The organism is Mucilaginibacter sp. P4_G9 (assembly GCF_056400985.1).
Window position 1 is genome coordinate 1 of record NZ_JBFUKF010000033.1, and the last position, 25808, is coordinate 25808.

16 protein-coding genes are annotated in these 25808 nt (G+C 43.3%); 12 read left to right on the top strand and 4 right to left on the bottom strand.

What is annotated here, in order from left to right:
• Window positions 1-184: DUF6364 family protein (locus AC1DPZ_RS05415; protein WP_477401778.1), on the bottom strand; the 184-nt coding region annotated here is incomplete at its 3' end.
• Window positions 185-348: 164 nt separating this feature from the next.
• On the opposite strand from AC1DPZ_RS05415, the gene AC1DPZ_RS05420 reads away from it, so the two are divergent.
• From AC1DPZ_RS05420 to AC1DPZ_RS05445, 6 genes are all read left to right on the top strand, one after another.
• A complete protein-coding gene (locus tag AC1DPZ_RS05420; protein WP_477401780.1) occupies window positions 349-1509 on the top strand; it encodes a FecR family protein in 1161 nt (386 codons plus the stop codon).
• Between the two features lie 195 nt (window positions 1510-1704).
• Window positions 1705-5094, top strand: coding sequence for a TonB-dependent receptor (locus tag AC1DPZ_RS05425; protein ID WP_477401782.1), 3390 nt, complete (start codon window positions 1705-1707; stop codon window positions 5092-5094).
• A 48-nt stretch (window positions 5095-5142) separates the two neighbouring features.
• Complete coding sequence (locus AC1DPZ_RS05430) at window positions 5143-6636, top strand: RagB/SusD family nutrient uptake outer membrane protein (RefSeq protein ID WP_477401783.1); 1494 nt, start codon at window positions 5143-5145, stop codon at window positions 6634-6636.
• A gap of 144 nt (window positions 6637-6780) precedes the next feature.
• Window positions 6781-9564 carry a family 78 glycoside hydrolase catalytic domain gene (locus AC1DPZ_RS05435; protein ID WP_477401784.1) on the top strand — a complete coding sequence of 928 codons (2784 nt, stop codon included), beginning with the start codon at window positions 6781-6783 and terminating at the stop codon, window positions 9562-9564.
• Between the two features lie 35 nt (window positions 9565-9599).
• Complete coding sequence (locus tag AC1DPZ_RS05440; RefSeq protein WP_477401785.1) at window positions 9600-11870, top strand: beta-N-acetylhexosaminidase; 2271 nt, start codon at window positions 9600-9602, stop codon at window positions 11868-11870.
• A 7-nt stretch (window positions 11871-11877) separates the two neighbouring features.
• Window positions 11878-14076, top strand: a complete 2199-nt coding sequence (locus tag AC1DPZ_RS05445) for a GH92 family glycosyl hydrolase (RefSeq protein ID WP_477401786.1) — start codon at window positions 11878-11880, stop codon at window positions 14074-14076.
• Window positions 14077-14279: 203 nt separating this feature from the next.
• Here AC1DPZ_RS05445 and AC1DPZ_RS05450 read toward each other — a convergent pair whose 3' ends face one another.
• Window positions 14280-15116 carry an NAD(P)H-binding protein gene (locus AC1DPZ_RS05450; RefSeq protein WP_477401788.1) on the bottom strand — a complete coding sequence of 279 codons (837 nt, stop codon included), beginning with the start codon at window positions 15114-15116 and terminating at the stop codon, window positions 14280-14282.
• A gap of 105 nt (window positions 15117-15221) precedes the next feature.
• On the opposite strand from AC1DPZ_RS05450, the gene AC1DPZ_RS05455 reads away from it, so the two are divergent.
• From AC1DPZ_RS05455 to AC1DPZ_RS05465, 3 genes are all read left to right on the top strand, one after another.
• Window positions 15222-15755, top strand: a complete 534-nt coding sequence (locus AC1DPZ_RS05455) for a lipocalin family protein (RefSeq protein WP_477401790.1) — start codon at window positions 15222-15224, stop codon at window positions 15753-15755.
• A gap of 275 nt (window positions 15756-16030) precedes the next feature.
• Complete coding sequence (locus tag AC1DPZ_RS05460) at window positions 16031-18763, top strand: MBG domain-containing protein (RefSeq protein WP_477401792.1); 2733 nt, start codon at window positions 16031-16033, stop codon at window positions 18761-18763.
• A complete protein-coding gene (locus AC1DPZ_RS05465; protein ID WP_477401794.1) occupies window positions 18760-19443 on the top strand; it encodes a hypothetical protein in 684 nt (227 codons plus the stop codon). The genes AC1DPZ_RS05460 and AC1DPZ_RS05465 overlap by 4 nt, the downstream gene beginning before the upstream one ends.
• Before the next feature lie 90 nt (window positions 19444-19533).
• On the opposite strand, the gene AC1DPZ_RS05470 is transcribed toward AC1DPZ_RS05465, so the two are convergent.
• Together AC1DPZ_RS05470 and AC1DPZ_RS05475 are read right to left on the bottom strand one after the other, a co-directional pair.
• Window positions 19534-21012, bottom strand: a complete 1479-nt coding sequence (locus tag AC1DPZ_RS05470; RefSeq protein ID WP_477401796.1) for an OmpP1/FadL family transporter — start codon at window positions 21010-21012, stop codon at window positions 19534-19536.
• A gap of 19 nt (window positions 21013-21031) precedes the next feature.
• Entirely contained in the window at window positions 21032-21958 is a 927-nt protein-coding gene (locus AC1DPZ_RS05475; protein WP_477401798.1) for a hypothetical protein, read from the bottom strand.
• 97 nt (window positions 21959-22055) lie between these two features.
• On the opposite strand from AC1DPZ_RS05475, the gene proS reads away from it, so the two are divergent.
• The 3 genes from proS (at window position 22056) to AC1DPZ_RS05490 (ending at window position 25740) form a co-directional block, all read left to right on the top strand.
• Window positions 22056-23528: a proline--tRNA ligase gene (proS, locus tag AC1DPZ_RS05480; protein WP_477401800.1), complete on the top strand. Its 1473-nt coding sequence runs from the start codon at window positions 22056-22058 to the stop codon at window positions 23526-23528.
• 163 nt (window positions 23529-23691) lie between these two features.
• Window positions 23692-24843 (top strand): cystathionine gamma-synthase, encoded by a 1152-nt coding sequence (locus tag AC1DPZ_RS05485; protein ID WP_477401802.1) that lies wholly within the window; start codon window positions 23692-23694, stop codon window positions 24841-24843.
• A gap of 21 nt (window positions 24844-24864) precedes the next feature.
• On the top strand, window positions 24865-25740 hold the full coding sequence (locus AC1DPZ_RS05490; RefSeq protein WP_477401803.1) for a TIGR02757 family protein: 876 nt from the start codon (window positions 24865-24867) through the stop codon (window positions 25738-25740).
• Window positions 25741-25808 lie beyond the last annotated feature (68 nt).

A 25808-nucleotide genomic window follows, 5' to 3' on the forward strand; every position in this document is an offset into this window, starting at 1 on the left:
GCTTTACAGACCCCACTATTTTTTTTAATTTGGGAGAAAGCTGGTTTTTGTTTTGGTTATCTTCTGTAAGAGTTTCAAGGTAATTTCCAATTAACTCAGACAAGCTTCTTCCTGTATTTTTAGCGTAAGACTTTGCCTTTTTTATAGTGCTTTCTTCTACGGTTAATGTCAGTTTTGTCGTCATGGTACGTGTCTTTCAAACAAATATACGTGTTGAAATTATGAATAATGAAATCAAATGAAACACATTTGCCTCATTAGTTGGGGTATTTGCAAATTATAAATAATTTTTTCTCTCTGCGTAGGGGATACCCCAGTTTTTATACTCTCCTTATAAAAAGCCAGGTTTTGCAAAAGCACGAATTCCAACAATTGATTGATAAATACCTCAACGGGCAGGCTACCGATGATGAGGTGCAACTGTTGATGGACTTATTCGATAGCTTCCAAACCAACGAAGATTGGGATGAGCGGGCACTCGGTGTAAAGCAACAACTGGAAGATAAAATGCTGCAACGTTTGAAAAGCGCTGTTCAGCAATCAAAAAAACAAGATCAACCAAAAGTATTCCGGCTTTTTGCCTATCGGAATATTGCCGCTGCCATAGCGCTCCTGTTTATAAGTGCCGGGATTTATTACAGCTTTCAACACGCTGCAAAGAGTCCACTAACGGCACAAAATAACACCGCTATTAAGCACGATGTTGATCCTGGTAGAAATAGAGCAATCCTAACCTTAGACAACGGCGAGAAAGTGGTGCTCGATTCCGCAAGAATCGGCACCCTTGCCCAAAAAGGTAACATCAGTATAAAAAAGACAAAAGATGGGCAGCTTATTTATGTGGCTGACGGTGAAAAAAATTCATCGGCCGCTGAGCCAGTAGCCTATAACACAATCAGTACACCACGTGGCGGCCAATACCAGGTGATGCTACCCGATGGGACTAATGTTTGGCTCAACGCAGCTTCATCTATTAAATTTCCCACGGCTTTTGCAGGTAATGAGCGGAATGTTGAACTAAGCGGTGAAGCTTATTTCGAGGTTACCAAAAATCCATCCAGACCTTTTAAAGTAAATGTTAATACCCTTAACGTAAAAGTTTTAGGTACCCACTTTAATATTAATGCCTATGGCGATGAGGACGCCATCAGGACTACCTTGCTGGAAGGTTCTGTACAACTAACCAGTGGTGCGGCCAGCAATTTGTTAAAACCAGGTCAGCAGGGTATAATTAAAGGCGGCAATATACAGGTTATAGATGTTGATTCCGAAGAATTCGTCGCCTGGAAAAATGGCATTTTTGAATTTAACCGCTCCGGTATTCAGGATATCATGAAACAACTTTCACGCTGGTACGATATCGAGGTAATTTATACAGGCAAAATACCCGATGATGAGTTTGTTGGAAAAATTGAGCGGAATGTAAAACTATCGCAAGTGTTGCACGTGCTGGAGCTTAGTCATGTCCATTTTAAAGTTGAAGACAAAAAGATAATAGTATCACCTTAACCATATCAATTAATAACAATTACCTTGAGTTAAACCATCTACCTATGAAAAAAAACAGACTTATCTACTAACACCCTACACCTACCTAACCTACAAAAATGCCGGGAGTACTGCAATACTCCCGGCTAAAACGTATGGGCCAGGTTTTTCCTGAGGTTCCTTCACAGACACATTAACCCAAACCGCAACGAAGTTATGCAATTAAACTTTAGGGGTAAAGTATTTTCTGTCCCCGGTACACTAACCTCCAAACTGTTTTTGACCATGAAGTTAACGGTTATCCTGATTTTGATTGGCTGTTTACAGCTTAGCGCCAAAAGTTATTCGCAAACCATAACGTTAAGCACAACCAATACCGCTATTGATAAAGTATTTACTGCTATTGAAAAGCAAAGCGGCTTTTACTTTTTTTACAAATACAAGGAAATTAAGCAGGCCAAACCTGTTACCCTGGCGTTAAAAAATGCCACACTTGATGAAGCACTGCGCGAGTGTTTTAAAGACGAGCCTTTTACCTATATTATTGATAACAAAACCATTATTGTAAATAAAAAGTACGAACAGGTGGTTGTACCCGAAAAGATAATTGTTGCCGGGCAGGTACTTGATAATGCCAACCAGCCTTTACCGGGTGTAAGCATTGTCGTCAAAGGAATAAATACCGGTGTAATAAGCGGCGTCGATGGTAAATACAGTATCCGGGTTGATGATAACGCGGTATTGGTTTTTAGGTTTGTGGGCTTCAAAACCAGGGAAGAACCGGTTAGTAAAAGAACGGTAATTAATGTATCCCTTGAGGAAGATAACCAGCAAATGAGTGAGGTTGTGGTGGTTGGTTACGGTAACCAGGAACGGAAAGATGTTACAGGCGCGATAGGTACGGTTAAAATGGCCAATATTAAGGAGATTAAGGCTGCAAGTCTTGATCTTAAGCTTGCCGGTCAGCTTGCCGGCGTTACCGTTAACCAGGTAACAGGTACTCCGGGCGGCGGCGTTTCTGTTAACATCCGCGGGGCGGGTTCGGTAGGAGCGGGCGATAATCCTCTTTATGTGATTGACGGGTTTCCTATTTCCCCGGGGTTCGATCAGTATTCAAACCCCTTAAGTACTATCAATCCCGATGACATCGAAAATATAAGTGTATTAAAAGATGCGGCTTCAACAGCTATTTATGGTTCGCGTGGAGCAAATGGTGTTATCCTGGTAACAACCAAGAGAGCGAAAAAGGGTGAGTCGTCAGTTACGGTCAATACGTCAACTGGCTTACAATCTATATTGCCGAAGAGCAAGCTTAAAATGATGACGGCATCTGAATTTGCCCAATGGCGTACACAAGCCATACAAGATGCAAACGCCGTTAATGGCACAAATAATCCTATCCCGGATGAATATAAAAATCCGCAGTCACTTGGTAAAGGTACCGATTGGTTTGACGCTGTAACCAGGGTTGCTCCCATGCAAAATTATGATGTTTCCATAGCCAACGGTACCGAAAAAGTAAGGTCATTGTATTCTTTGGGGTATTTTAATCAGCAAGGTACTGTGTTGAATACGGCTTTCAAAAGGTATTCATTAAAGGCCACCATTGATGCTGATATAGCTAAGAATTTAACTGTAGGGTTTAATATAGCACCTACGTATAGTTTTAGGAATTTACAGGAAACAGACGGCCACTTTCTTTCGGCTGCATTGAGCCAGGCTTACCTGGAAAGCCCGCTTGTTCCGGTAAAACAACCGGATGGGTCATATACCAACGTTGTGGGTTCGCCTGGCACCTTTCAAAATGTGAACCCGGTAAGTGCGCTTGTAAATACAACCAATAAGCGCACCGAATTCCGCGCCCTCGCCAATACTTATATCGATTACGAAATTATTAAAGGATTAAATCTAAAATCAACTTTCGGGGTCGATTTTCAAACCAAATCGCAGGATTATTACCGACCATCATTTCTTGGAGGCTTCAATGTCCCCAATCGTGATGGTAACCAGCAAAAAGCAGTAGCGTCTTTTACTTCTTCGAATGTTTTTAACTGGCTTAATGAAAACAGTATCAATTACAAAAAAAGCTGGGGCAGTCATAGTTTAACTGCGCTGGCCGATTACTCTATACAACAGGAAAACTCTCATAACCGTTTTACTTTTGGTACCGGCTTTCCTGATGATGCCATACGGTCGGTAAGTAATGCAACTATTATTACAGCGGATGCCAGCGATGCAGAATGGCGTTTGCAATCATTAATTGCCAGGGTTAACTACGCCTATAAAGATAAATACCTTTTAAGCGGATCTATCCGCCGCGATGGTTCGTCGAGGTTTGCTCCCGGGCACAGGTGGGGCACCTTCCCCTCAGTATCCGGCGGGTGGCGCGTTTCCGACGAATCGTTTTTCCCCAAATCAACAGTGATTGACCAATTGAAGTTTACCGCCAGTTATGGCCTTGCCGGTAATAACGATGTAGGTTACTATGATTACATCCCGGTTGTTGATGTTGCCAATTATACATTTGGCGGCGGACTTGCCCCCGGCGCTTCTGAAACCGATTTGATCGGAAATACTGAACTTGGTTGGGAAACCACGAAACAGCTTGATATAGGTATGGATATTTCGTTACTTAAAGGCCGCATTTATTTAATTGCAGAATACTATAACCGGTACACACAACGGATGCTGCAATATATCCCTATTCCAATAGTTTCGGGGCATAGCTATGCTTTATCAAACGTTGGCAATGTGCGTAACAGGGGATGGGAATTTACCTTAACTACAAAAAATATTGTTGGCCGGGGTTTCAACTGGTCAACTGATCTTAACATATCGTTCAATCGTAATAGGGTACTTGATTTGGGGCCAACCGTACAAATATTTGATGCACCTAAAAATGATAACCCAACAAGTATTACTAAAGTAGGCTTACCATTAGGCCAGTTTTATGGTTATATTTTTGAAGGGATTTTTCAAAACCAGGCCGAATTGGATAAATACCCGCATTTTGATGGCGAGCAGGTTGGAAACATCAGGTACAAGGATATCAATAACGATGGGGTAATTGACGGCCAGGACCAAACCAATATTGGTAACCCATGGCCCAAATTTACTTTTGGCTTCAATAATCATTTCTCCTACAAAAACTTTGATATGAACATCATATCCGCCGGTTCGGTAGGCGGGCATGTGTTTAACATGTACAAACAGTTTACCACCAACCTTGACGGTGTTTTTAACGTCGAAGAATCTGTTATTCACCGCTGGCGGTCTGCAAGCAATCCCGGTGATGGCTTTTTGCCAACTACGGTTTCAAATACTAACCTGGCCCGCGATTATTACCCATCTTATTGGGTTGAAAGTAACTCATACTTAGCAGTTAAGAACATCGATTTTGGGTACAACTTTAAAACAAAGTTCAGCAAAAATTTCAGGGTGTATTTCAGTGCGCAAAACGCCATACTTATAACGGGCTATAAAGGCGGCAACCCCGAAGTTGGTATAGAAGGCCAATTGGGAAACAGATCGCTTTCGCCAAACGTGAATTTTACAGGTTACCCCGTTGCTGCTGTGTACAACTTGGGGTGTAATGTAACATTTTAAAAAATGGGCATTAAAACAAACGATGGTAAAACCATAACAACCGGAATTATGAAAAAATACATATGTGCTTTTGTTGTCCTTGCGGCCTTTTGTATAACCGGCTGCAAAAAGGATTATCTTAATCTTCAACCAACAAATACTCAAAATACCACCAATTTTTTCAAAACACAAGCACAATTTACCCAGGCAATTAATGGGGCATATGCGCCTTTGCAGGGCCTGTACAATGGCAGCTTTTGGGCATTGGGCGAAATGCGGTCTGATAATACCTCCTATGAATTTGATCCTTACGACCGATCAGGTACAAACAAAGAGGAGATAGACGAATTCAGGRAATTAAACAATAACGATATGGTTGGTGCTTTTTTTGAAGCCAGCTATACAGGTATTGGTCGCTGCAACGCAATTTTAGGCCGCTTGCCTGCAGCCAAACTTGATGCTGCTGTTGCCGATACTATAGGAGGCCAGGCCAGTTTTTTACGCGCCTTTAACTATTTTAACCTTGTGCGTATGTTTGGCAAGGTACCGCTGGTGCTTAAGGAGGTTGAGTCGGTAACCGAGGCTTATAAAGTGGCCACAAGGGCCGAAGTTGATGCTGTTTATGCAGCCATTATTATCGATGTCCAGGCTGCCATTGCTAAATTGCCGGTGAGATATTCAGGGGTAGCCAATAAGGGAAGGGTAACTAAGGGCACCGCTGAAACCCTGCTTGCCGAGGTGTACATGACCCAGAAGAAATTTGACCTGGCTATACCCTTGCTGCGGAACATTATTTCATCCAACGTGTATAGTTTGAACGCTGACTACGCAGATAATTTTGATATTACAAAGGAGAACGGCCCCGAATCGATATTTGAGATTCAGTATATTGAAGGCCCCAACGGGTTGGGCAGCGATTTTGTAGATACATTTATTCCCTGGGATTATTATGATTCTGATGTTACCGGGTTCGAGATAGCCAATGGTGCGCAAAACGGCTGGAATATTCCAACACAGGACCTGGTTAATGCCTATGAAGACGGCGATAACAGGAGGGATGCTTCTTTGATTGACTTCACCTCTGATGAATACGGTGTTGATTTACCCTTTATTAAGAAGTTTCAAACCACAAGCGCCGTTCAGGGGGTAACAGGTAAAAATTTTCCTGTTTACCGCTACGCCGATGTTTACCTGATGCTTGCCGAATGCCTGAATGAGCAGGGTTTTGCAGGCGGCGGTGATGCATTTAAATATTTAAACCTTGTAAGGGAACGCGCTGGCCTGGAAGATAAATCAGCAGGCAATGCAGATCCCGCATTAAACGTTTCGGGCCAGGACGCTTTCCGAGATGCCATAGCGCATGAAAGGCAGGTGGAGCTCGCTTTTGAAAACCACCGCTGGTTTGATCTTATACGTACCGGCAAAGCAGTTGCTATTATGACGGCCCACGGCGCCCGGGAAAAAGCCTTTAAAAAACCTTACTGGAACGTTAACTCTGCGGCCTATGCCAATATCCGGCTGCTTTTCCAATATCCGCTAAATGAAGGTAACCTTGAACATTAACGCCGCATGCGTAGCTGAAAACTTTTACAGGACTCCAACACATTTATTAACAAATATTGCAATTACCACATCATTTTTACCTGTTTTATAGCTAAATATGTATAGTATTTAAAACAAAAATCGTTCTTAAGCTATATTAATGGTATGAATTATATTCAAATGATAAGCGTGTTTAATAAAACAAGCTTAAGTATCGTTTTATTACTTTTTTTACACCCCCGAAGCTATTCGCAGGTTCAACCTGTCCCCGTTCCTTTTAGCATTGATAACCTGATATGTGAATATAAAAACAACCCAATATCTGTTGATGCAGCCAACCCGCGCCTCGGTTGGAGACTGGTTACACAGGAGCGTGGCATTCAGCAAACATCTTATGAGATAAGAGTAGGTAGTAACGCGGTATCATTAACCCGGGGCAAGGATATTATTTGGGGTACCGGCAGGATCTATTCAGATCAGTCGGTGCAAATTTATTATGGCGGCCCGATGCTGGCATCGCGGCAAAAAGTTTATTGGCAGGTAAGAGTCTGGAACAATAAAAACCAGGTAAGCCCGTGGAGCATGGTTAACTTTTGGAAGATGGGTCTACTAAAACCAACCGACTGGACAGCCAAATGGATCCAGAATACCTACCAGTCTGATACTACAGGTGGTCCCGCTCCCATGTTTCGTAAAGCATTCAAATTAGATCATAAAATACGCGCCGCCCACTTGTATATAACCGCGCATGGTGTTTTTGAAGCGCAGCTAAATGGAAAAAGGGTAGGTACCGATTACTTTGCACCCGGCTGGACGAGCTATAACAAACGCATTCAATACAATGTGTATGATGTAACATCGAGCCTGCAAAAGGGTGATAACGCAATTGGCGTAACCATTGGTGATGGATGGTACCGTGGCTATACTTATAATCGTAAAAAAAATGTGTACGGTACAAAACTGGCACTGTTCTGTCAGCTTGAGGTATTATATACCAATGGCGCCCGCGCGGTGATCAACTCTGATAAAAGCTGGAGGGCGAGTTACGGAGCTATCAGGTCTTCCTCATTTTTTGATGGCGAAGTTTACGATGCCCGCAAAGATAAATCCGGGTGGACAAGGCCTGGCTACCGCGATCTTACCTGGGATACCGTTAAAACAGATTCAACTATTAAAGATAACCTGATAGCCACCGCTGGCCCTACGGTAAAAAAACACGAAAAATTTTTACCTCTTAAAGTATTTACCACCCCTGCAGGTGAGCGGGTAGTCGATTTTGGCCAGAACCTGGTAGGTTGGGTACAGTTTAAACTTAAAGCAAAAGCAGGCGATACGCTCCGGCTTTTTCATGCCGAGGTGCTGGATCAAAAAGGAAATTTTTACACTAAAAACCTGCGTACCGCCAAACAGGAGATCACCTATGTTTTTAAGGATGATAGCATAGCCACATTTGAGCCTCATTTTACCTTCCAGGGCTTTCGGTTTTTGAAGGTGGTTGGCTACAATGGGCCGTTGGATTCAACTAACCTGGCCGCCTACGCATTGTATTCGGATATGGCGCAAACGGGTAAATTCTCAACATCCAACCCACTCATTAACCAGTTGCAGCATAATATTCAATGGGGACAAAAAGGAAATTTTATTGATGTACCTACAGATTGCCCACAGCGCGACGAACGCATGGGTTGGACAGGGGATGCGCAGGCATTTTGCCGCACCGCAACTTTCAATATGGATGTTGCCGGGTTTTATACCAAGTGGTTAAAAGATCTTACTGCCGATCAGCATAAAAATGGCGCGGTACCGTATGTGATACCGAATATGCTGGATAGTGCTTCGTCGGCAGCGTCGGGCTGGAGCGATGTGGCCACTATTGCACCATGGAATATTTATTTGGCGTACGGCGATAAACGGGTTTTACAGGAGCAGTACGAAAGTATGAAGGCCTGGGTGGGATATATCCAGGTCCATAGCCGCAATTATCTCTGGGATACAGGTAACCACTTTGGCGACTGGCTTTTTTATGCCGGTACTAATTATGAAGATGGCGCTGCTCTTACCGATAAAAATCTGATAGCACAGGCATTTTACGCACATTCAACGCAATTGCTCATCAATGCTGCAAAAGTATTGGGTAAAACCGATGATGTGCAAAGGTACTCGCAACTGCTTTACAACGTAAAAAAAGCATTTAACAGCGAGTATGTTACGCCAAACGGGCGCATGATATCCGGTACACAAACCTCCTATGTACTGGCACTTAACTTTGATATGCTGCCTGAAAACCTGAGGCAATCAGCCGCAAAAAGATTGGTGAAAAATATTGATGATTATGATGAACATATAACTACCGGCTTTTTGGGAACACCTTATATCTGCCATGTATTAAGCCGCTTTGGCTATAGTGATGTAGCATATGGTTTGCTGATGAAGGAATCGTATCCATCATGGTTATACCCGGTAAAAAACGGTGCAACCACCATTTGGGAACGATGGGATGGCATTAAGCCGGATGGTACTTTTGAGGACCCGGAAATGAACTCCTTTAATCACTATGCCTATGGCGCTATTGGCGATTGGATGTATAGGATAATAGCAGGTATTAATACGGATGAAAACGATCCCGGATTTCATAAAATCATCATCGCGCCTCATCCTGGCGGTAAACTTACCAGTGCCCAGGCCGAACTGGAAACGCTTTACGRCAAAATAAAGTCGGCATGGAGCATAGATAATGGCATATTTACTTTGGATATTGTAGTACCACCCAATACCACAGCTCAGGTAGTTTTACCATCGGTAACAGACCAGGTGACTGAGAGCGGACTTGATATAAACACGATAGAAAGCATCACGGAAATTAAAAAAACAGGAAATGATGAACAGATAAACGTGGTATCGGGTACTTACCATTTTGTGTATACCATGAAACCACCGGGTAAACGGTAACAAACCCAGTCGGGATTTAAATTTAAGCCTTGCAAATGAATAGCATCATCAAATTAAAATACATCTTTATAATAATAATTTGTGCTTTATCTGCATCTGCAAAAGCCCAGTTACATATCATCCCGCAGCCACTACAGTTAACCGGGCAAAAAGGCAGCTTTATTTTAAGCAATAAAACAGTTATCGGGGTTGATAAAGAAAGCCAGGCAGTAGGTAAATACCTGCAGGATTACCTTGCCCAAAACTACAAGCTGAATTTAAAGCTGAAGGTTTATGCTAAAATACCGGCTGCTATTGCTATACAGTTGCTTACTACTGTAAGCAGCAAAGAGGAGGCTTATAACATGAACGTAAAACCCGGCAGCGTAAAAATATCGGGCAATGGGGCTGGGTTGTTTTATGGTGTACAATCATTAATCCAATTGCTTCCGGCAAAAAATATTGCTCCTTTAAAAATAACAGCATGTGTAATTGCTGATGAGCCTCGTTTTCAGTGGAGGGGTTTGAGTTTGGATGTGAGCCGTCATTTTTTTACGGTTGATGAGGTAAAAAAATATATTGATGTAATGGCCCATTACAAATTGAATGTGTTTCACTGGCATTTAACCGATGATGAAGGCTGGCGCATCCAGATTGATAAATATCCTAAGTTAACCGGGGTGGGCTCAAATATCAGCTTTTATGAAAAGCAAGGCAAATTTCGCAAGCTGGATAATTTGATAGATGGCGGGCGTGATGGATTTTATACCAAGGACGATATCCGGGAGGTGATCAAATATGCGCAGGCCAGGTATGTAACCATACTGCCCGAAATTGAGATGCCCGGCCATAGCGAAGCAGCCATATTTGCCTATCCCGAACTGGGTTGCCAGGATTCAACCGGCACAAAACATCGTGTCCGTATGCTTGATCCAAGTGAGCATACTTTTACTTTTATGGAAGATGTGCTTACCGAGGTGATCGCGCTCTTTCCCAATCAATATATCCACATTGGTGGCGATGAGGCCGAGATGGTAGACTGGCTGAAAAGCCCTGCAGCAGTTGCCCTCATGAAAAAGGAAGGCCTGAAAAACGAGAAGGAAATACAGCGTTATTTCATCAAAAGGATAGAAAAATTTCTGCTCTCTAAAAATAAGAAACTGGTAGGCTGGGATGAGATCCTGCAGGGCGGTTTGGCCGAATCGGCCACGGTAATGAGCTGGCAGGGCGAAGCCGGTGGTATAGCTGCTGCCAAAATGCACCATCATGTGGTGATGACACCATTACCTTACATGTATTTTGATGCCCCGCAGGCTAATGAAAATTTGGAACCTATAGGCTGGAACCCGCCGGTAACCTGGCAAATGGTTTACAATTACGAGCCAATGTCAAAAGAACTAAGTCCGGAGGAGGCCGAATATATTTTAGGAGCGCAGGGGAATATCTGGGCCGAAAAAGTTCCGGATGCATCGCACCTGCAGTACATGGTTTATCCCCGTGCGCTGGCCGTGGCCGAACTCACCTGGTCATCAAAAGAAAACAAAGATCTTGTTAGGTTTGAATATAAAATGAAGCAGCAATATGGCTATTTCAAGCTGTGGAATTTGAACGCCCGCCTGCCCGATATTGTAGGGATGAATAACATAGTTACCAATAGCGACCAGTTTGGAATGGTGCTTAAATACCCGTTATTAGGTGCACAGGTACGTTATTCAGTTAACGGTAAAATGCCCGATAGCAGTACAAAGGCGCAGGTTTTCCCGGTAAATATCAGCGCTATGATCAAAGACAGCCTGGTGCTAAAAACCTATACTACCTGGACATTGAACAAACAGCACATTTTCCAGGTGGCAACTATAAAGCATGTTAATGTTACCGTAAATAGTATAGCCCCGGCAGATTTAAAGCCTGGTTTAAGCTATAAGCTTATAAAAAGTAAAGAAATCAGTTTTGATAAGCTGGATACGTCCATTGTAGCTATAACGGCTATAATAGATTCCGCCAATCCAATGGTATTGCCCGTAACCGATGGCAACGTTACCTGGGTAAAAATGAACGGCTATATAAAAATTGACGTAGAAGGTGATTATGAACTCACCTCGGGCTTCGAGGTTAGCCCTGCCTTGTTTGTGGGCGATCAGCCGGTTATTTACAAAAACAAAAACACTTACGTTGAGCCGCAAAAGGCATTGCTGCACCTTAAAAAAGGAATTTACAATTTAAGCGGATATTATATAGCCGACAACATAAACCGGATGCAGGACTTGATACTAATAAAGACAGCTAATGGTAAATTACTTGCCCCGGCGCGTTACATGTTTCACTAACAGGTTGATGATGCAATATAAAAGCCTGTTTAAAACGCTGTTGGTGCTCACATGTTTGGGTACAAGCTTTTTTGCGTACGCACAAACCTATGGCAAATATGTTAATACCTTCATTGGTACATCTGCAACCGGGCATACCTTTCCCGGCGCTACGGTACCTTTTGGTTTGGTTCAGTTAAGCCCCGAAACAGGTAATTTTGGCTGGAACTATTGCTCGGGATATCGTTACGAAGATAGCGTTATAACAGGTTTCGCACATACTCACTTAAGTGGTACAGGCGGGGTAGATTTGGGCGATGTGTTGTTTTTCCCATTCCAGGGGAATGATCCGCCTAAATTCGTCAATGGCTTTTCGCATCAAACAGAAAAAGCTTCACCAGGCTATTACGAGGTGGTATTAAAAGATCATAACATTAAAGCGCAGCTTACTGCTTCGGCCCATACCGGTTTGCACAGGTATACCTTTAATCAAGCCGGCAAATCGCATTTGCTGATAGATCTGCAAAGCGGTTTGGTTGAGGATGCCGAACAATTAAAAGAGCACGTATCCGAAGGCAGCATCACCATCAATAATAAAACCAGTATTAGTGGCTACGCATTTTCGAGCCAATGGGTAAATAAAAAGGTGTTTTTTACAGCGAGTTTCAGCAAAGCATTTACTGGCTATCATTTTATTGATGGAGATATCCATCGCCGTTTGGTGGTTGATTTTAATACCAACCCCGGCGGAACGGTGGAGGCCAAAGTTGGCATCTCGGCGGTAAGTATTGAGAGTGCCCGCAAAAACCTCGCTGCCGAAACTACCAATAAAACGTTTACACAGGTTAAGGCCGATGCTGCTAAAGTTTGGGAAAGCTATTTCGGCAGATTAAGATCCGAAGGTGCCGATGAACAAAAGATAGCTTTTTATACAAGTATTTATCATGCTTTAATTCAACCCAATAACATTGCAGATGTGGATGGCAAATACAGAGGCGCCGACGACCTTGTGCATCAATCTGCCAATAAAGTGTATTATTCAACATTGTCACTGTGGGATACCTACCGCGCCGCCCATCCGCTTTACACACTTATCTGCCCGGATAAAGATGGCCAAATGGTTGAAACCATGCTGCAACATTTCAACGTTACCAAACTATTGCCCGTATGGACCTTGTTTGGTAAGGAAAGCTATGCCATGATAGGCAATCACGCTATACCTGTGATAGTAGACGCCAGCCTGAAAGGCATTAAAGGCTTTAACAAAGAGCAGGCTTTTGAAGCCATAAAGGCTACGCTCACCACCAACAAAAATCCAAAGTACAATTGGGACCTTTACATGCAATACGGCTACCTGCCATCGGATAGTGTAAAGCGCGAAGCCGTATCCCGTACGCTTGAAGCCGCTTATGACGATTGGTGCGCTGCGCAACTGGCAAAATCGCTAAACAAAACGGCAGACTATAACTATTTCAACAAACGCGGCACATTTTACAAAAACCTGTTTGATACATCAACCAACCTGATGAGGGGTAGATTATCAAATGGGAGTTGGGTGCAGCCTTTTGCCAGCTTGGATAGCGGACAACTGGCAATAGGCGGTGATTATACCGAAGGCAATGCCTGGCAATATACCTGGCAGGTACAGCACGATATCCCCGGATTGATAAAGCTGATGGGTGGGCGGAAGCCTTTCTTAACCAGGCTCGATTCTTTATTCAGCATGGATTCAAAAGTATTTGGCAAAGGCTCAACGCTGGACGTTACGGGGCTCATCGGTCAATACGCTCATGGCAACGAGCCAAATCACCATATAGCTTATTTGTATACCCTTGCGGGAGATCCCGCCAAAACGCAGCGGCTGGTAAGGCAGATCTCTGATCAATTTTACCAGAACAAACCGGACGGACTATCAGGTAATGATGATTGCGGGCAAATGTCGGCCTGGTATATTTTTTCGGCGATGGGCTTTTACCCCGTTAATCCTGCCGATGGGCGGTATGTATTTGGTGCGCCGCAGCTGAGCAGGATCAGCCTTGCCTTACCCGGGAATAAAAGCTTTGTTATTGTGGCCCAAAACTTATCAGTAACTAACAAGTATGTCCAAAGCATTAGCCTGAATGGTAAGCCTTACTTAAGGAATTATATAAGCCATAAGGATATCATGAACGGTGGCAATTTGGTTTTTGTGATGGGCGGCAAGCCCCTGGCTGCAAAGCCTGATTAACCTCCAAAAAGGCCGGATAATTCTCTTGGCGGGCACCAGGTGTTCCATTTCAGCGTGGTGGAACACCCCGAACGGTGTGGAACGCTGTTTGTGCTGATGGTCAAGGTGTTAACGTTTTATTGAAATAGGGATGGAACGCTATTTGTGCTGATTATCAGTTGTTTGTGTTTTTTAATTTTTCAGTAAGTGTCAACTTTTTTACCTTAACGCGAAATTTTCTCTTGAATATCGGCGTTAAATTGATATTTCAGTACCATCTCTGCATTCACGCTTTTAACAATCTTCCATTCCTTTAATTCTGCAATAAATTCCGGTTTTTCAAACCCTGAATTCAAAGCAGCATTTGTATAAAAATCTGATCTTGCAGGATGATCTGGTGAACAGCCATTGAACAGGTACCCAAAAGCATCTTTATCAATAATTACCCTCGTTAATCCAATACAATCATCCAGTTGTACTAAGTTAACCGGTGCATTACCATTAGGGATGGCTTTTTTACCTGCAAAAAATCTGCCGGGGTTGCGGCCAGGCCCTATCAATCCGGCAAAACGGATAATGGTGGTTTTAAATACTTCTTCATCCCTGAAAAGGTTTTCGGCAGCGAATAATATTTTACCGGCTTCGGTATTGGGCTGAGGATCGGTATTTTCATCTACTTCAGCGTTCAGATCTGCATAAACTCCTGTTGAGCTAATGAACACTACATTTTTAACACCATGCTGTTTTATGGCATTGATGATCTGTTGTATCTTAGAAATAAAATTTGCCCCTTCGCCCGATCGTGTTTTAGGCGGGATGGCAATTAAAAGTATATCACAATCAAAAAATCYGGCATCATAGGTTTTGCTACCCGCAGAAAAATCAACCAGGTAGGGTTCGATACCATCACCTAAAAGCGACGCTAATTTGGGGAGCGATGTGGTTGATCCTTTTACCCTCATGCCATCATTGATCAGTGCCTTGGCCAGCGCCAGTCCGTACCAGCCACAGCCTAATATGCTGACAACTTTTTTATCGAGAAATGTAGCTATTATATCCAATTTTAATGCTTTGGGGCAAAGGTAATTAATTATTTTAGGGAGATATGAGCGCTAAATATGTGCTTATAGGTTAAACTTTTTGGAGATGCTAATCGTTATGGTTACATGAAGAAAGAGATTTTGGCAACTTCTGTTGTACTGGGCTTAGCTGCATTAGCACTGCAAGCCAGAGAAAAACCATTGGAAACCGTTAACTATGTCGACCTTAAAAAGTACCTGGGTACCTGGTTCGAGATAGCCGCGTTCCCTCAACCTTTTGAAAAGGCTGGCTCATGCACTTCGGCAACTTACGGACTAAACAAAGATGGCAGCGTAATAGTAAAAAACCGCACTATACAAAACGACAAGCTTAAGGTAACCGAAGGTAAAGCCTTTGTAACCGATAAAGGAACAAACTCGAAGCTGGCCGTTCAGTTTTCCTTGCTTTGCAAAAGTAAGTACTGGATAATTGATTTGGCAAAAGATTACAGCTATGCGGTAGTAGGGCACCCCAATCGTAAGTTGCTTTGGATCATGAGCCGGCGCCCAACTTTGGACGAGCAAACTTACAACCAGCTTTTGGTAAGGGCCGCAAATAAGGGGTTTGACATCAGGCGGCTGGCAAAAACCGAGCAGATAGGAGACCTTTCGGGGATATAACAGGCTTATATTAAATAAACAAACAACAATGGCTTAATCAGGAAATGATTAAGCCATTGTTGTTTTAATTGTACAGCATATTGTACCCGGATATTTTAATAAGGCTGTTTTGTAATTTTGATTAATGATAACCGATAAATAATTTGGTCAATTAAAATATACGCATTTAATATGTTTAAAACATTCTGTTTAACCATTTGATAGTTATGTTTTTTTTGGATATTTTTCCACAAAATTTTAGCTCAAACTTTCTTGAAAATTCCTAAACCGACAATATGAAGAAAATTTACTTTTTAGTAACTTTTGTAACACTGCTGCTGACTTTTTCAAAAAATAGTTATGCCCAAATTCCGGCTTTCAGTTATGCTACTCCGCAAAAATTTACTGTTGGTACTAAAATAAATCCGGTAGCCCCTAAAAGTACTGGTGGTCCTATCCCTGATGAGGTTTATTCAAAAGTAAGTACACTGGCCGGGAATGGTTTTTATGGCTATAAAGACACCCTGGCCAAATATGCCCGTTTTGAAAACCCGGTAAGCGTTGCTTTTGACAGTAAAGGAAACATGTATGTGGCGGATGCCAATTTAAATATGATCAGGAAGATCTCGGCTAAAGGTTGGGTAAGTACATTTGCCGGGAATCCCAAAAAAGGCGCAAAAAACGGACAAGACACCGCTGCGAGATTCAATTACCCTACAGGGCTAACGGTAGATAAAAACGATAACGTATATGTAGCTGATTTTAGCAATAACATGATCAGGAAGATTACACCAACCGGTTTCGTAAGCACGTTTGCCGGTAATGTGAACTATGGAAATACAGATGCCCGAGGTACAGCAGCACGCTTTAACCTTCCCTACAGCCTGGTTTTTGATCCGGCATCGGGCAGTATCATAGTAGCAGATACTTACAATAACAAGATAAGGAGGATTTCGCCACAGGGAGACGTAACTACTATAGCCGGTACAGGTGCGCCTGGACGTGCAGACGGAATTACCACAAGGGCAACTTTTAAAATACCGTACAGCATCGCGGTTGATAAGAATGGAGTAATATATGTAGCCGATCAGGGGAATAACTGTATAAGGCAGGTTTTTCCTGGTAACCCAGGCGCGGTTAGTACTTTTACTGATACTACCTATACATCACCTTACGGTATTGCTGTTGATAACTTAAACCGGGTATACCTGTCAACTGTAGAGGCTTTTGGTATAATACAGTTTGATAGTAGTGGTAAACAAATAGGGTCGCACCCATTTTCTGGTGGCTCATACAGAACTTTTAACGATGCTACCGATACTTTAAGCAGCTATAGGGGAAGTATGGGTTTAACTTATGACGGGCAGAACAACCTGTTGATTGCCGACCCAGGTAACGACCGGATTCGGAAAGTAGCTGTTAATGGCTATATTGTAAGCCCCCGCCTGCCCGCTGGTTTAAGTATTGATAGTACAGGCACAATTGTTGGAACCCCCACAACCGTTACCGCCGCTAAAGATTATATAATAACAGCCTATAATAATAGTGGTTCGGGAAATAATAAAATTACTATAAGTGTTGGTATTGCTTCGCAAACCATTACGTTTAATAAACTATCGCCGGTTACCTATGGCAATGCTGATTATACACCACCGGCAACAAGTACCGATACGCTGATTGCTATAAAATACAGCAGCAGTAATCCTGCTGTTGCAACTATTGTGAGCAACAAAATTCATATTATCGGTGCCGGCATCACTACTATCACCGCCAATCAGGATGGTAATAGTAATTATAAAGCTGCTACGCCGGTTAGTCAGCCTTTAACGGTTAATAAGGCGGTTTTAACCGTTACTGCCGATGATAAAATAAAAACCGCGCTAAAAGATAATCCGCCTTTAACGGTCAGTTTTAACGGCTTTGTTTATGCCGAGGATACAACTGTATTAATTACCAGGCCATCCATTAGTACAACAGCTACTTCGGGTTCGGCAGCCGGTACTTATCCCATAACGGTAAAAGGAGCCGATGCTAAAAATTATTCGTTTAACTACGTTGCCGGTAAGCTTATTGTGGCCCCTGTACCTGTTATTACAGCCACGGGTTCAACTACTATTGTTAACGGGGGCAGTGTTACGCTATCGGCTTCCCCATCTACCGGTTATACTTACCAGTGGGCCGCAGATGGAAAAGACATCAGCGGGGCTACAGCCAATACCTATGTAGCTACAAAAACTGGAGGATATTCGGTAGCAATAACAGCTAATAATTACACCACGTATTCATTGTATACCAGTGTTTTATCGCAGTTGCAGCTGCCACCTGGTAACTTTAAAATAAGTATTGCCGGTGCAACCTGTAAAGGCAGCAATAATGGATCTATTCACATAGCTGCGCAGCAGCGGCTCAAATATTCTGCAGCTTTTTCGGGCAATAACCTTAACAAATCCTATCCTTTTACCGATTCACTTTCTATAAACAATCTTTCGCCGGGTGACTACACTATTTGTTTTTCGGTCGACGGTGAAATATACAGCCAATGTTTCCAGTTAAAGGTTACCGAACCTAAGGACCTGTCGGTTTATTCAACTGTTGATCAAAAGCTAAATAACCTGAATTTACAGTTGGATGGCGGAACTTCTTTCCGGATAGTGTTAAACAGTATGACCTATAATACAACTGAAAAGCAGATAAGCTTACCGCTTGCCACAGGATACAATAAATTAAGTATCACTACCGATAACTTATGCCAGGGCGTAATAGAAAAAGTTATTGTAGTGGCCGATAAAATTATTCCATTCCCCAATCCATTTCAAAATGTGCTTAACGTGAATATTGGTAACCAAACTATTAATAACATAGGCGTAAACATAGTTAACACAATGAGTGGCAAAACGGTGCTTAATAGTAAATATACAAATCAGTCGGGCGTGATGCAGTTTGATATGTCGGGCTTTCCAAATGGGGTATACTACCTTAATTTAAACCTCGATAATAATAAATCCGGATATAAAATTGTAAAAAAATGATCAAGCGTATTTTAAGTTTAATAACAATATTGGCTATTGTATCGTGCGGAAAAAAAGAACCCACGCCCGCACCAGGCATTGCAACTTTATCTGCGCCTTTAAAAGATCAGCCTTGTCTTACGGGAACAGTATTGTCGGCTACCGAAAGTTCGGTTTCTTTTTCATGGAATTCGTCGCAAAATACAGACAAATATGATTTAACGATAACCAATCTTTTAACAAAGGCCGCAACTACCCAAACCGTATCAACAACTAATGCAACGGCAAAACTGCTTCGTAACACACCCTATTCCTGGTACATCAGCGCTAAATCAAATAAGTCATCAGTTGTAAGCAAAAGCGATACCTGGAAATTTTACAACGCCGGTGCGGGGATTGTTACTTATGCACCTTTCCCCGCAGAAATTACAGCTCCTGCGTTTGGCGCTATCATTAATTCGGGTACTACCAAAGTAAATCTAACCTGGAAGGGAAGTTCGGTAAGTTCAAATATCGTTGCTTACGATGTGTATTTTGGCCCATCAAACAACCCCGCTTTGTTCAGAAACCATATTACTGATAGTTTTTTGAATGATGTAACGGTTGGAGCAAATACTACCTATTACTGGCGCGTGGTTACCATAGATGCCAACGGCAATATCTCCGACTCGGGTACCTATAATTTTTACGTTCAAAAATAGAGCGTAAATCTAAAGTCATTTTAAAAATGAAACGCCGCCTGCATATTTTATAATGCGGCGGCGTTTTTTTTTTGTAATTATTGCTGTCCGTTAAAATGCATACCCTAAAGTAAGGAAAGCATTGTTATTTGTCTTTTTAAGAGCTGCTGATGGGCTGGCAGCGCCTACCTCATAAGGGTAAACTGTTTGGTTGCCGCTTAAATGTGCATAAGTAGCATCTACATAATAACTGCCAAACCTTACCCCAATACCGCCGGTTACGGTTTTAATATCGCTGCCATTTTGTTTAAGCGGGCTACCTTGTATGCTATACCCGCCACGCAGGTAAAACATGCTGTTTAAACGGGCTTCGGCTCCCACGCGCGCGTTTACGGTTGAGCGGTAAAGCGCTTTAATATTACCGTTGTCAAAGTCGGCGGTATAGCTGTCGTTACTGCTGATGTGGGTGGTGGTATAATCAATGTAGTCTATATCGCCGGAAATAAAACCGTATTTACCAATAAATATGGCAGCGCCACCGGTAAATTTAAATGGCGTACGCATGTTGTAGGATAAAGAATAATCCTGCGGACCATTACTAAAGCTGCTTCCGTTATTGAATTTGGTTGAAAGGCTTTCATCGTAGGAGTCGTCGATAGTATAAAACGTTGGCGAGGTAACTGTAACACCCAGGCGCAGGGCATTAACCGGTTTGTAAATTAAGCCCAGCTTAACATTACCGCCAGACCCCTTGGTGATCTGGTCCTGCACAAATCCCGAATTAAAGCCTACATCGGTGCCTATATTATTAACAAGTATGTTTGCATTGCCTGTTTCGTTAAATATACTGTATGAGTTGTACCTTATATCTGATAATGATACGCCTAAACCTATGTATAGCTTATTGCTGTAATTAGCCCCAAAAGCAAGGTTTACTTCTGATTGCCCGCCCGAGCGTATAGTATTGCTTAATTGGTCTACCGTGCCAAATGCATTTCTGCGATATTCAGATCCGCCTCCTGTAGTACTATAGCTATCAATCAGGTTTTGCTGATAAGCCCAATCATCAAGTCCGCCCTCATTTACCTGGCCGTTTGCATTGGCAATATCGGCATAATAATTACCTATCGAGTTCGATGCGTTTTTACCTCCGTAAGTTATGTTTTCGTAAAAGTTATTGGTGCGGCTATAGGCAGCGCCATAATTAATGCTTACCCATCCTTTTGTTTTATCGCGCCCCTTTGGTGTATTTAACCGCTGGTAAATTGCTACCGAAGCATTGCTAAAATTAATGTTGTTCTTGCTGTCGGTACCAAACTGGCCAAGATACGTTGAATTTACCTTTGAGCCATTATACTCGGGCGTTATGCTTACCTCCGAGTGTGTAAAAAATCCGAGGCCTGCAGGGTTGCCGCTTATCGAGCTCRGGTCGCCACCCACAGCTGTTCCTGCATTGCCTATTCCCTTAATGCGCGATGTAGATCCGGTTTGAAAGGTGCTGAAACGAATGGCATCCTGCGAATACTGCGCAAAACTATCTTCAGTAAATGCTACTATAGCAATTACACTTAGTAAATATTTAATTTTCATAGATATAAGCTGATAAAATTTATGGTCTAACTGGTCTGCCGCCGCCACCGCCGCCGCTACTGCTTCCGCCGCTGCTTCTTGAGCCGCTGCCCGAGTTTGATGGAGATGATGGAGTAGGTTGTGAACGATCAATACTTTGCGTTGCGGGCCTGGTATCCTGTTGCCTTACCGGGCGCGAATCGCGGGAGTAACTGTTATTACCGTTATTTGAATTACCGCGGGTTATGCCATCAGTAGTGCGGTTTGCCCGGCCACCCGGTATATAACCTATGCCTGTTCTTGAACTTGAATTTGACGCCGGACCGCCAATACGTGTACCACGACCATAAGCACTTACCGAACCACGACCGCTTAAAGGGCTACCCGTACCGCGCACAGGACGCGGCGTACCCGATGATACATAGGCCGGGTACCCGTACCCGCCGCCATAAAAGGCGCCGCCGTATAAACCACCATAGCCACCATACCCATATCCTAATCCCCAGCCGCCATAGCCGTATCCGGAGCCAAAACCTAAGCCCCAGCCGCCATAACCATATCCTAAACCCCAGCCACCGTAGCCGCCGCCATAAGCGTATGGAGAGTAGCCATAGCCATATGGGCCGTAATTAAAGCCTAAGCTAAAGCCGCCGTTGTAATATGGATTGCTGTAACCGTAATATAAATTATCGTAATAACTAAATGGAGAGTAATAACTGAAACGGTTTATGCGCGATGCATAATCATCATAGTAAAAGTAATCATCGCTATCTTCTTCCTGTTGCTGATTATCGGCATCATTCTGATTGTAAACAGGCTGAGTGGCGTAAATAGGCTCATCACCGGCTTTGGCATTTGAAAAATAAACGTCGTCGGTATTGGCGGTGGTAGCCAGTTTTTGGGTAGAGCAGGAACTCAGTGCAAAGGCACTGAAGAAAAAAATTCCTATTGCAATGTTCCGTTTCATATTCAGGTTTGTAAAAGTTCGGGTTCGAATAAGTTTTAAATTTATAAATTTGAGCGCAATATACAATAATTGCAAAGTCAAATTCTATTCAATCAATATGAGCAAAGGTGTTATTAGTAAAGACGAAGATTATTCGCAATGGTTTAACGACTTAGTAATTAAATCTGACATGGCCGAATATTCGCCGGTTAGGGGCTGTATGATCATTAAACCCTATGGTTATTCTATATGGGAAAAGATCCAGGCTGTGCTTGACGGAATGTTTAAAGATACGGGGCATAGCAATGCCTATTTCCCGCTGTTGATACCCAAATCATTTTTTAGTAAAGAAGCCAGCCATGTTGAGGGTTTTGCCAAGGAATGCGCTGTTGTAACACACTATCGCCTTAAAAATGATGGTGATGGAAATATTATAGTTGATGAGGATGCCAAACTGGAAGAAGAGCTTATCATCCGCCCAACATCCGAAACCATTATCTGGAACACCTACAAAGGCTGGATTCAATCATACCGCGATCTTCCTATCCTGGTTAACCAATGGGCCAACGTAATGCGCTGGGAAATGCGTACCCGTTTGTTTTTACGCACCAGCGAGTTTTTATGGCAGGAAGGCCACACTGCCCATGCCACAGCAGAAGAAGCCATAGCCGAAACCGAGCAGATGCTTAACGTTTATGCCGATTTTGCCGAAAAYTGGATGGCCCTGCCTGTAGTAAAAGGCCGCAAAACCCCTAATGAGCGTTTTGCCGGTGCTTTGGACACTTATTGCATTGAGGCATTAATGCAGGATGGTAAAGCCCTGCAGGCCGGTACATCGCACTTTTTGGGGCAAAATTTTGCCAAGGCGTTTGATGTGAAATTTACCAATAAAGAAAATAAAATTGAACATGTTTGGGCAACCTCATGGGGCGTATCTACCCGTTTAATAGGAGCGCTGATTATGGCTCACAGCGATGATGCTGGCCTGGTACTGCCACCAAAACTGGCCCCTATACAAGTTGTAGTTGTGCCTATTTACAAGCATCAGGAAGAATTGGATAATATATCTGCCTATGTAGATACTTTAAAAAAGGAACTGAAGGTCAAAGGTATTTCTGTGAAATTTGATAATCGCGATACCCACCGCCCCGGAGCGAAATTTGCCGAGTACGAATTAAAAGGCGTTCCATTGCGCGTTGCAATTGGCAGCCGCGATATGACAAACGGAACGGTGGAACTGGCCCGCCGTGATACAAAAACCAAAGAGACTGTTAACCAGGAAGGTTTGCCCCTGTATATTGAAGCTTTATTAGAAGAAATTCAAAACAACATTTACAAAAAAGCTTTCGATTTCCGTGCAGGAAACACCACCGAGGTTGATACCTACGAGGAGTTTAAACGCTTGCTGGATGAGCAGCCAGGTTTCCTGAGCGCCCACTGGGATGGCACAGCCGAAACCGAACAAAAGATAAAAGAGGAAACTAAAGCGACAATCCGTTGCATACCTTTGGACAACAAACAGGAAGCAGGGAAATGCATTTTGACGGGCAAGCCGTCGACGCAGAGGGTGTTATTTGCACGGGCGTATTAGCCCCCCAGCCCCCTGAAGGGGGAGCTTTTGATTTGCGGCTTTATGAGTAATCAAAAGTAAATTGGCTTAAATTTATAATCCTTCCCTAAAGGATAATGTTAACAGGCCTCTTTTTAGGGAAAGAGGCACATCCAAAAATTCCCCCTTTAGGGGGTTAGGGGGCATGAAATTCGCAACTAAAGCTATACACGCAGGGCAGGAGCCCGATCCAACTACAGGCGCTATCATGACGCCGATATACCAGACATCCACCTACTGGCAAAAATCGCCGGGTGATAATAAGGGCTATGAGTACTCGCGTGGCACTAATCCTACCCGCAAAGCGCTTGAGGATTGTTTGGCCGCATTGGAGAATGCCAAATTTGGTTTGGCTTTTTCAAGTGGAATGGGTGCGACCGATGCCGTGATGAAATTGTTATCGCCAGGCGACGAGGTGATTACCGGTAATGACTTGTATGGTGGTTCGTACCGCATTTTTACAAAGATTTACGCTAACTATGGCATCAAGTTTCATTTTCTTGATCTGTCTGACCCCGAGATTGTTGCTGAGTATACCAACTCATATACCAAACTGGTTTGGATAGAAACGCCTACAAACCCAACCATGCAGATTGTGGATATTGAGGCCATAGGCAAAATAACCAAAGAGAAAAATTTGCTTTTTGTGGTGGATAATACCTTTGCTTCGCCATACCTGCAAAATCCTATCGATTTGGGTGCCAACCTGGTAATGCACTCTGTAACCAAGTACATCGGTGGGCATAGCGACGTTGTAATGGGCGCCCTGATGATGAACGATGAGGAACTGTATAAAAGGCTCTGGTTTATTTACAATGCCTGCGGTGCAACGCCTGGCCCTATGGACAGCTTCCTGGTGCTGCGCGGCATAAAAACCCTGCACCTGCGTATGAAGGCCCATTGCGAAAATGGCCGCCAGATAGCCGAATTCCTGAAAACACACCCCAAAGTAGAAAAGATTTACTGGCCAGGCTTTACAGATCATCCAAATCACGAAGTTGCCAAAAAGCAGATGCGCGATTTTGGCGGTATGATATCTATCGTGTTAAAAGGCGCTGATTTGCAGGAAACTTTCCGCATAGCATCATCATTTAAAGTATTTGCTTTAGCTGAGTCATTAGGTGGTGTGGAATCCCTGATCAACCACCCTGTAAGCATGACCCACGGATCTATCCCCAAAGCCGAACGTGAAAAAGCCGGCGTGGTTGATAACCTGTTGCGTTTAAGCGTAGGGGTAGAGGATATAGAGGATCTGTTGGAAGATTTGAAACAAGCACTGAGCCCCCCGACCCCCTAAAGGGGGAGGACATAAGCATATATGTCAATCCAGCATACTAATCAAAAGCTCCCCCTTCAGGGGGCGGGGGGGGCTGCACTCCAATCCTTTCTCGACGCTAAAGTTGCCCAATACAACCGTCCGGAGTTTATTGAGAATGATCCTATAGTTATCCCACACTCATTCAGCAAGAAGCAGGATATCGAGATCATGGGTTTTTGGGCTGCTACCCTGGCCTGGGGGCAGCGGGTTATCATCATCAAAAAATGCAGGGAACTCATCACCCTGATGGATGGTGCTCCCTATGATTTCATTATCAACCACGAAGAACCCGATCTTAAAAAGCTCCTTAGCTTTAAGCACCGTACTTTTAATGATATCGATACGCTGTACTTCATTAGCTTTTTCAGATATCATTTTGAACGGTTCGACTCGTTGGAAGATGCCTTTATTCCCAAGCCCCCTAACCCCCTGAAGGGGGAACAACAGGAGGTAAATCAAAAAGCTCCCCTTTTAGGGGGCTGTGGGGCCGAAGATCATCTAAATTACTTTCGTTCGTATTTTTTCTCTCTGCCAGATTACCCGCATCGTACAAAAAAACACGTGTCCTCGCCCTCACAAAAATCAACCTGTAAAAGACTCAATATGTTTTTACGCTGGATGGTTCGCAAGGACGATAATGGTGTAGATTTCGGCATCTGGAACCGCATCAAACCTGCAGACCTGATTTGCCCTCTTGATCTGCATGTGGACCGGGTGTCCCGCAAACTCCTCCTCATCACCCGCAAACAAACCGATTGGCAAACCGCCGTTGAACTAACCGAAAGGCTAAAACAATTTGATCCGCTTGATCCCGTAAAGTATGATTTTGCATTGTTTGGATTGGGGATTGAGGAACGCTGGGGCGTGCAGTTTTAGGGTTTGATTTTCATTATACTGAAGTCATCCTGAACTCTGTTTCAGGATCTGATAGGACAGGGTAACCA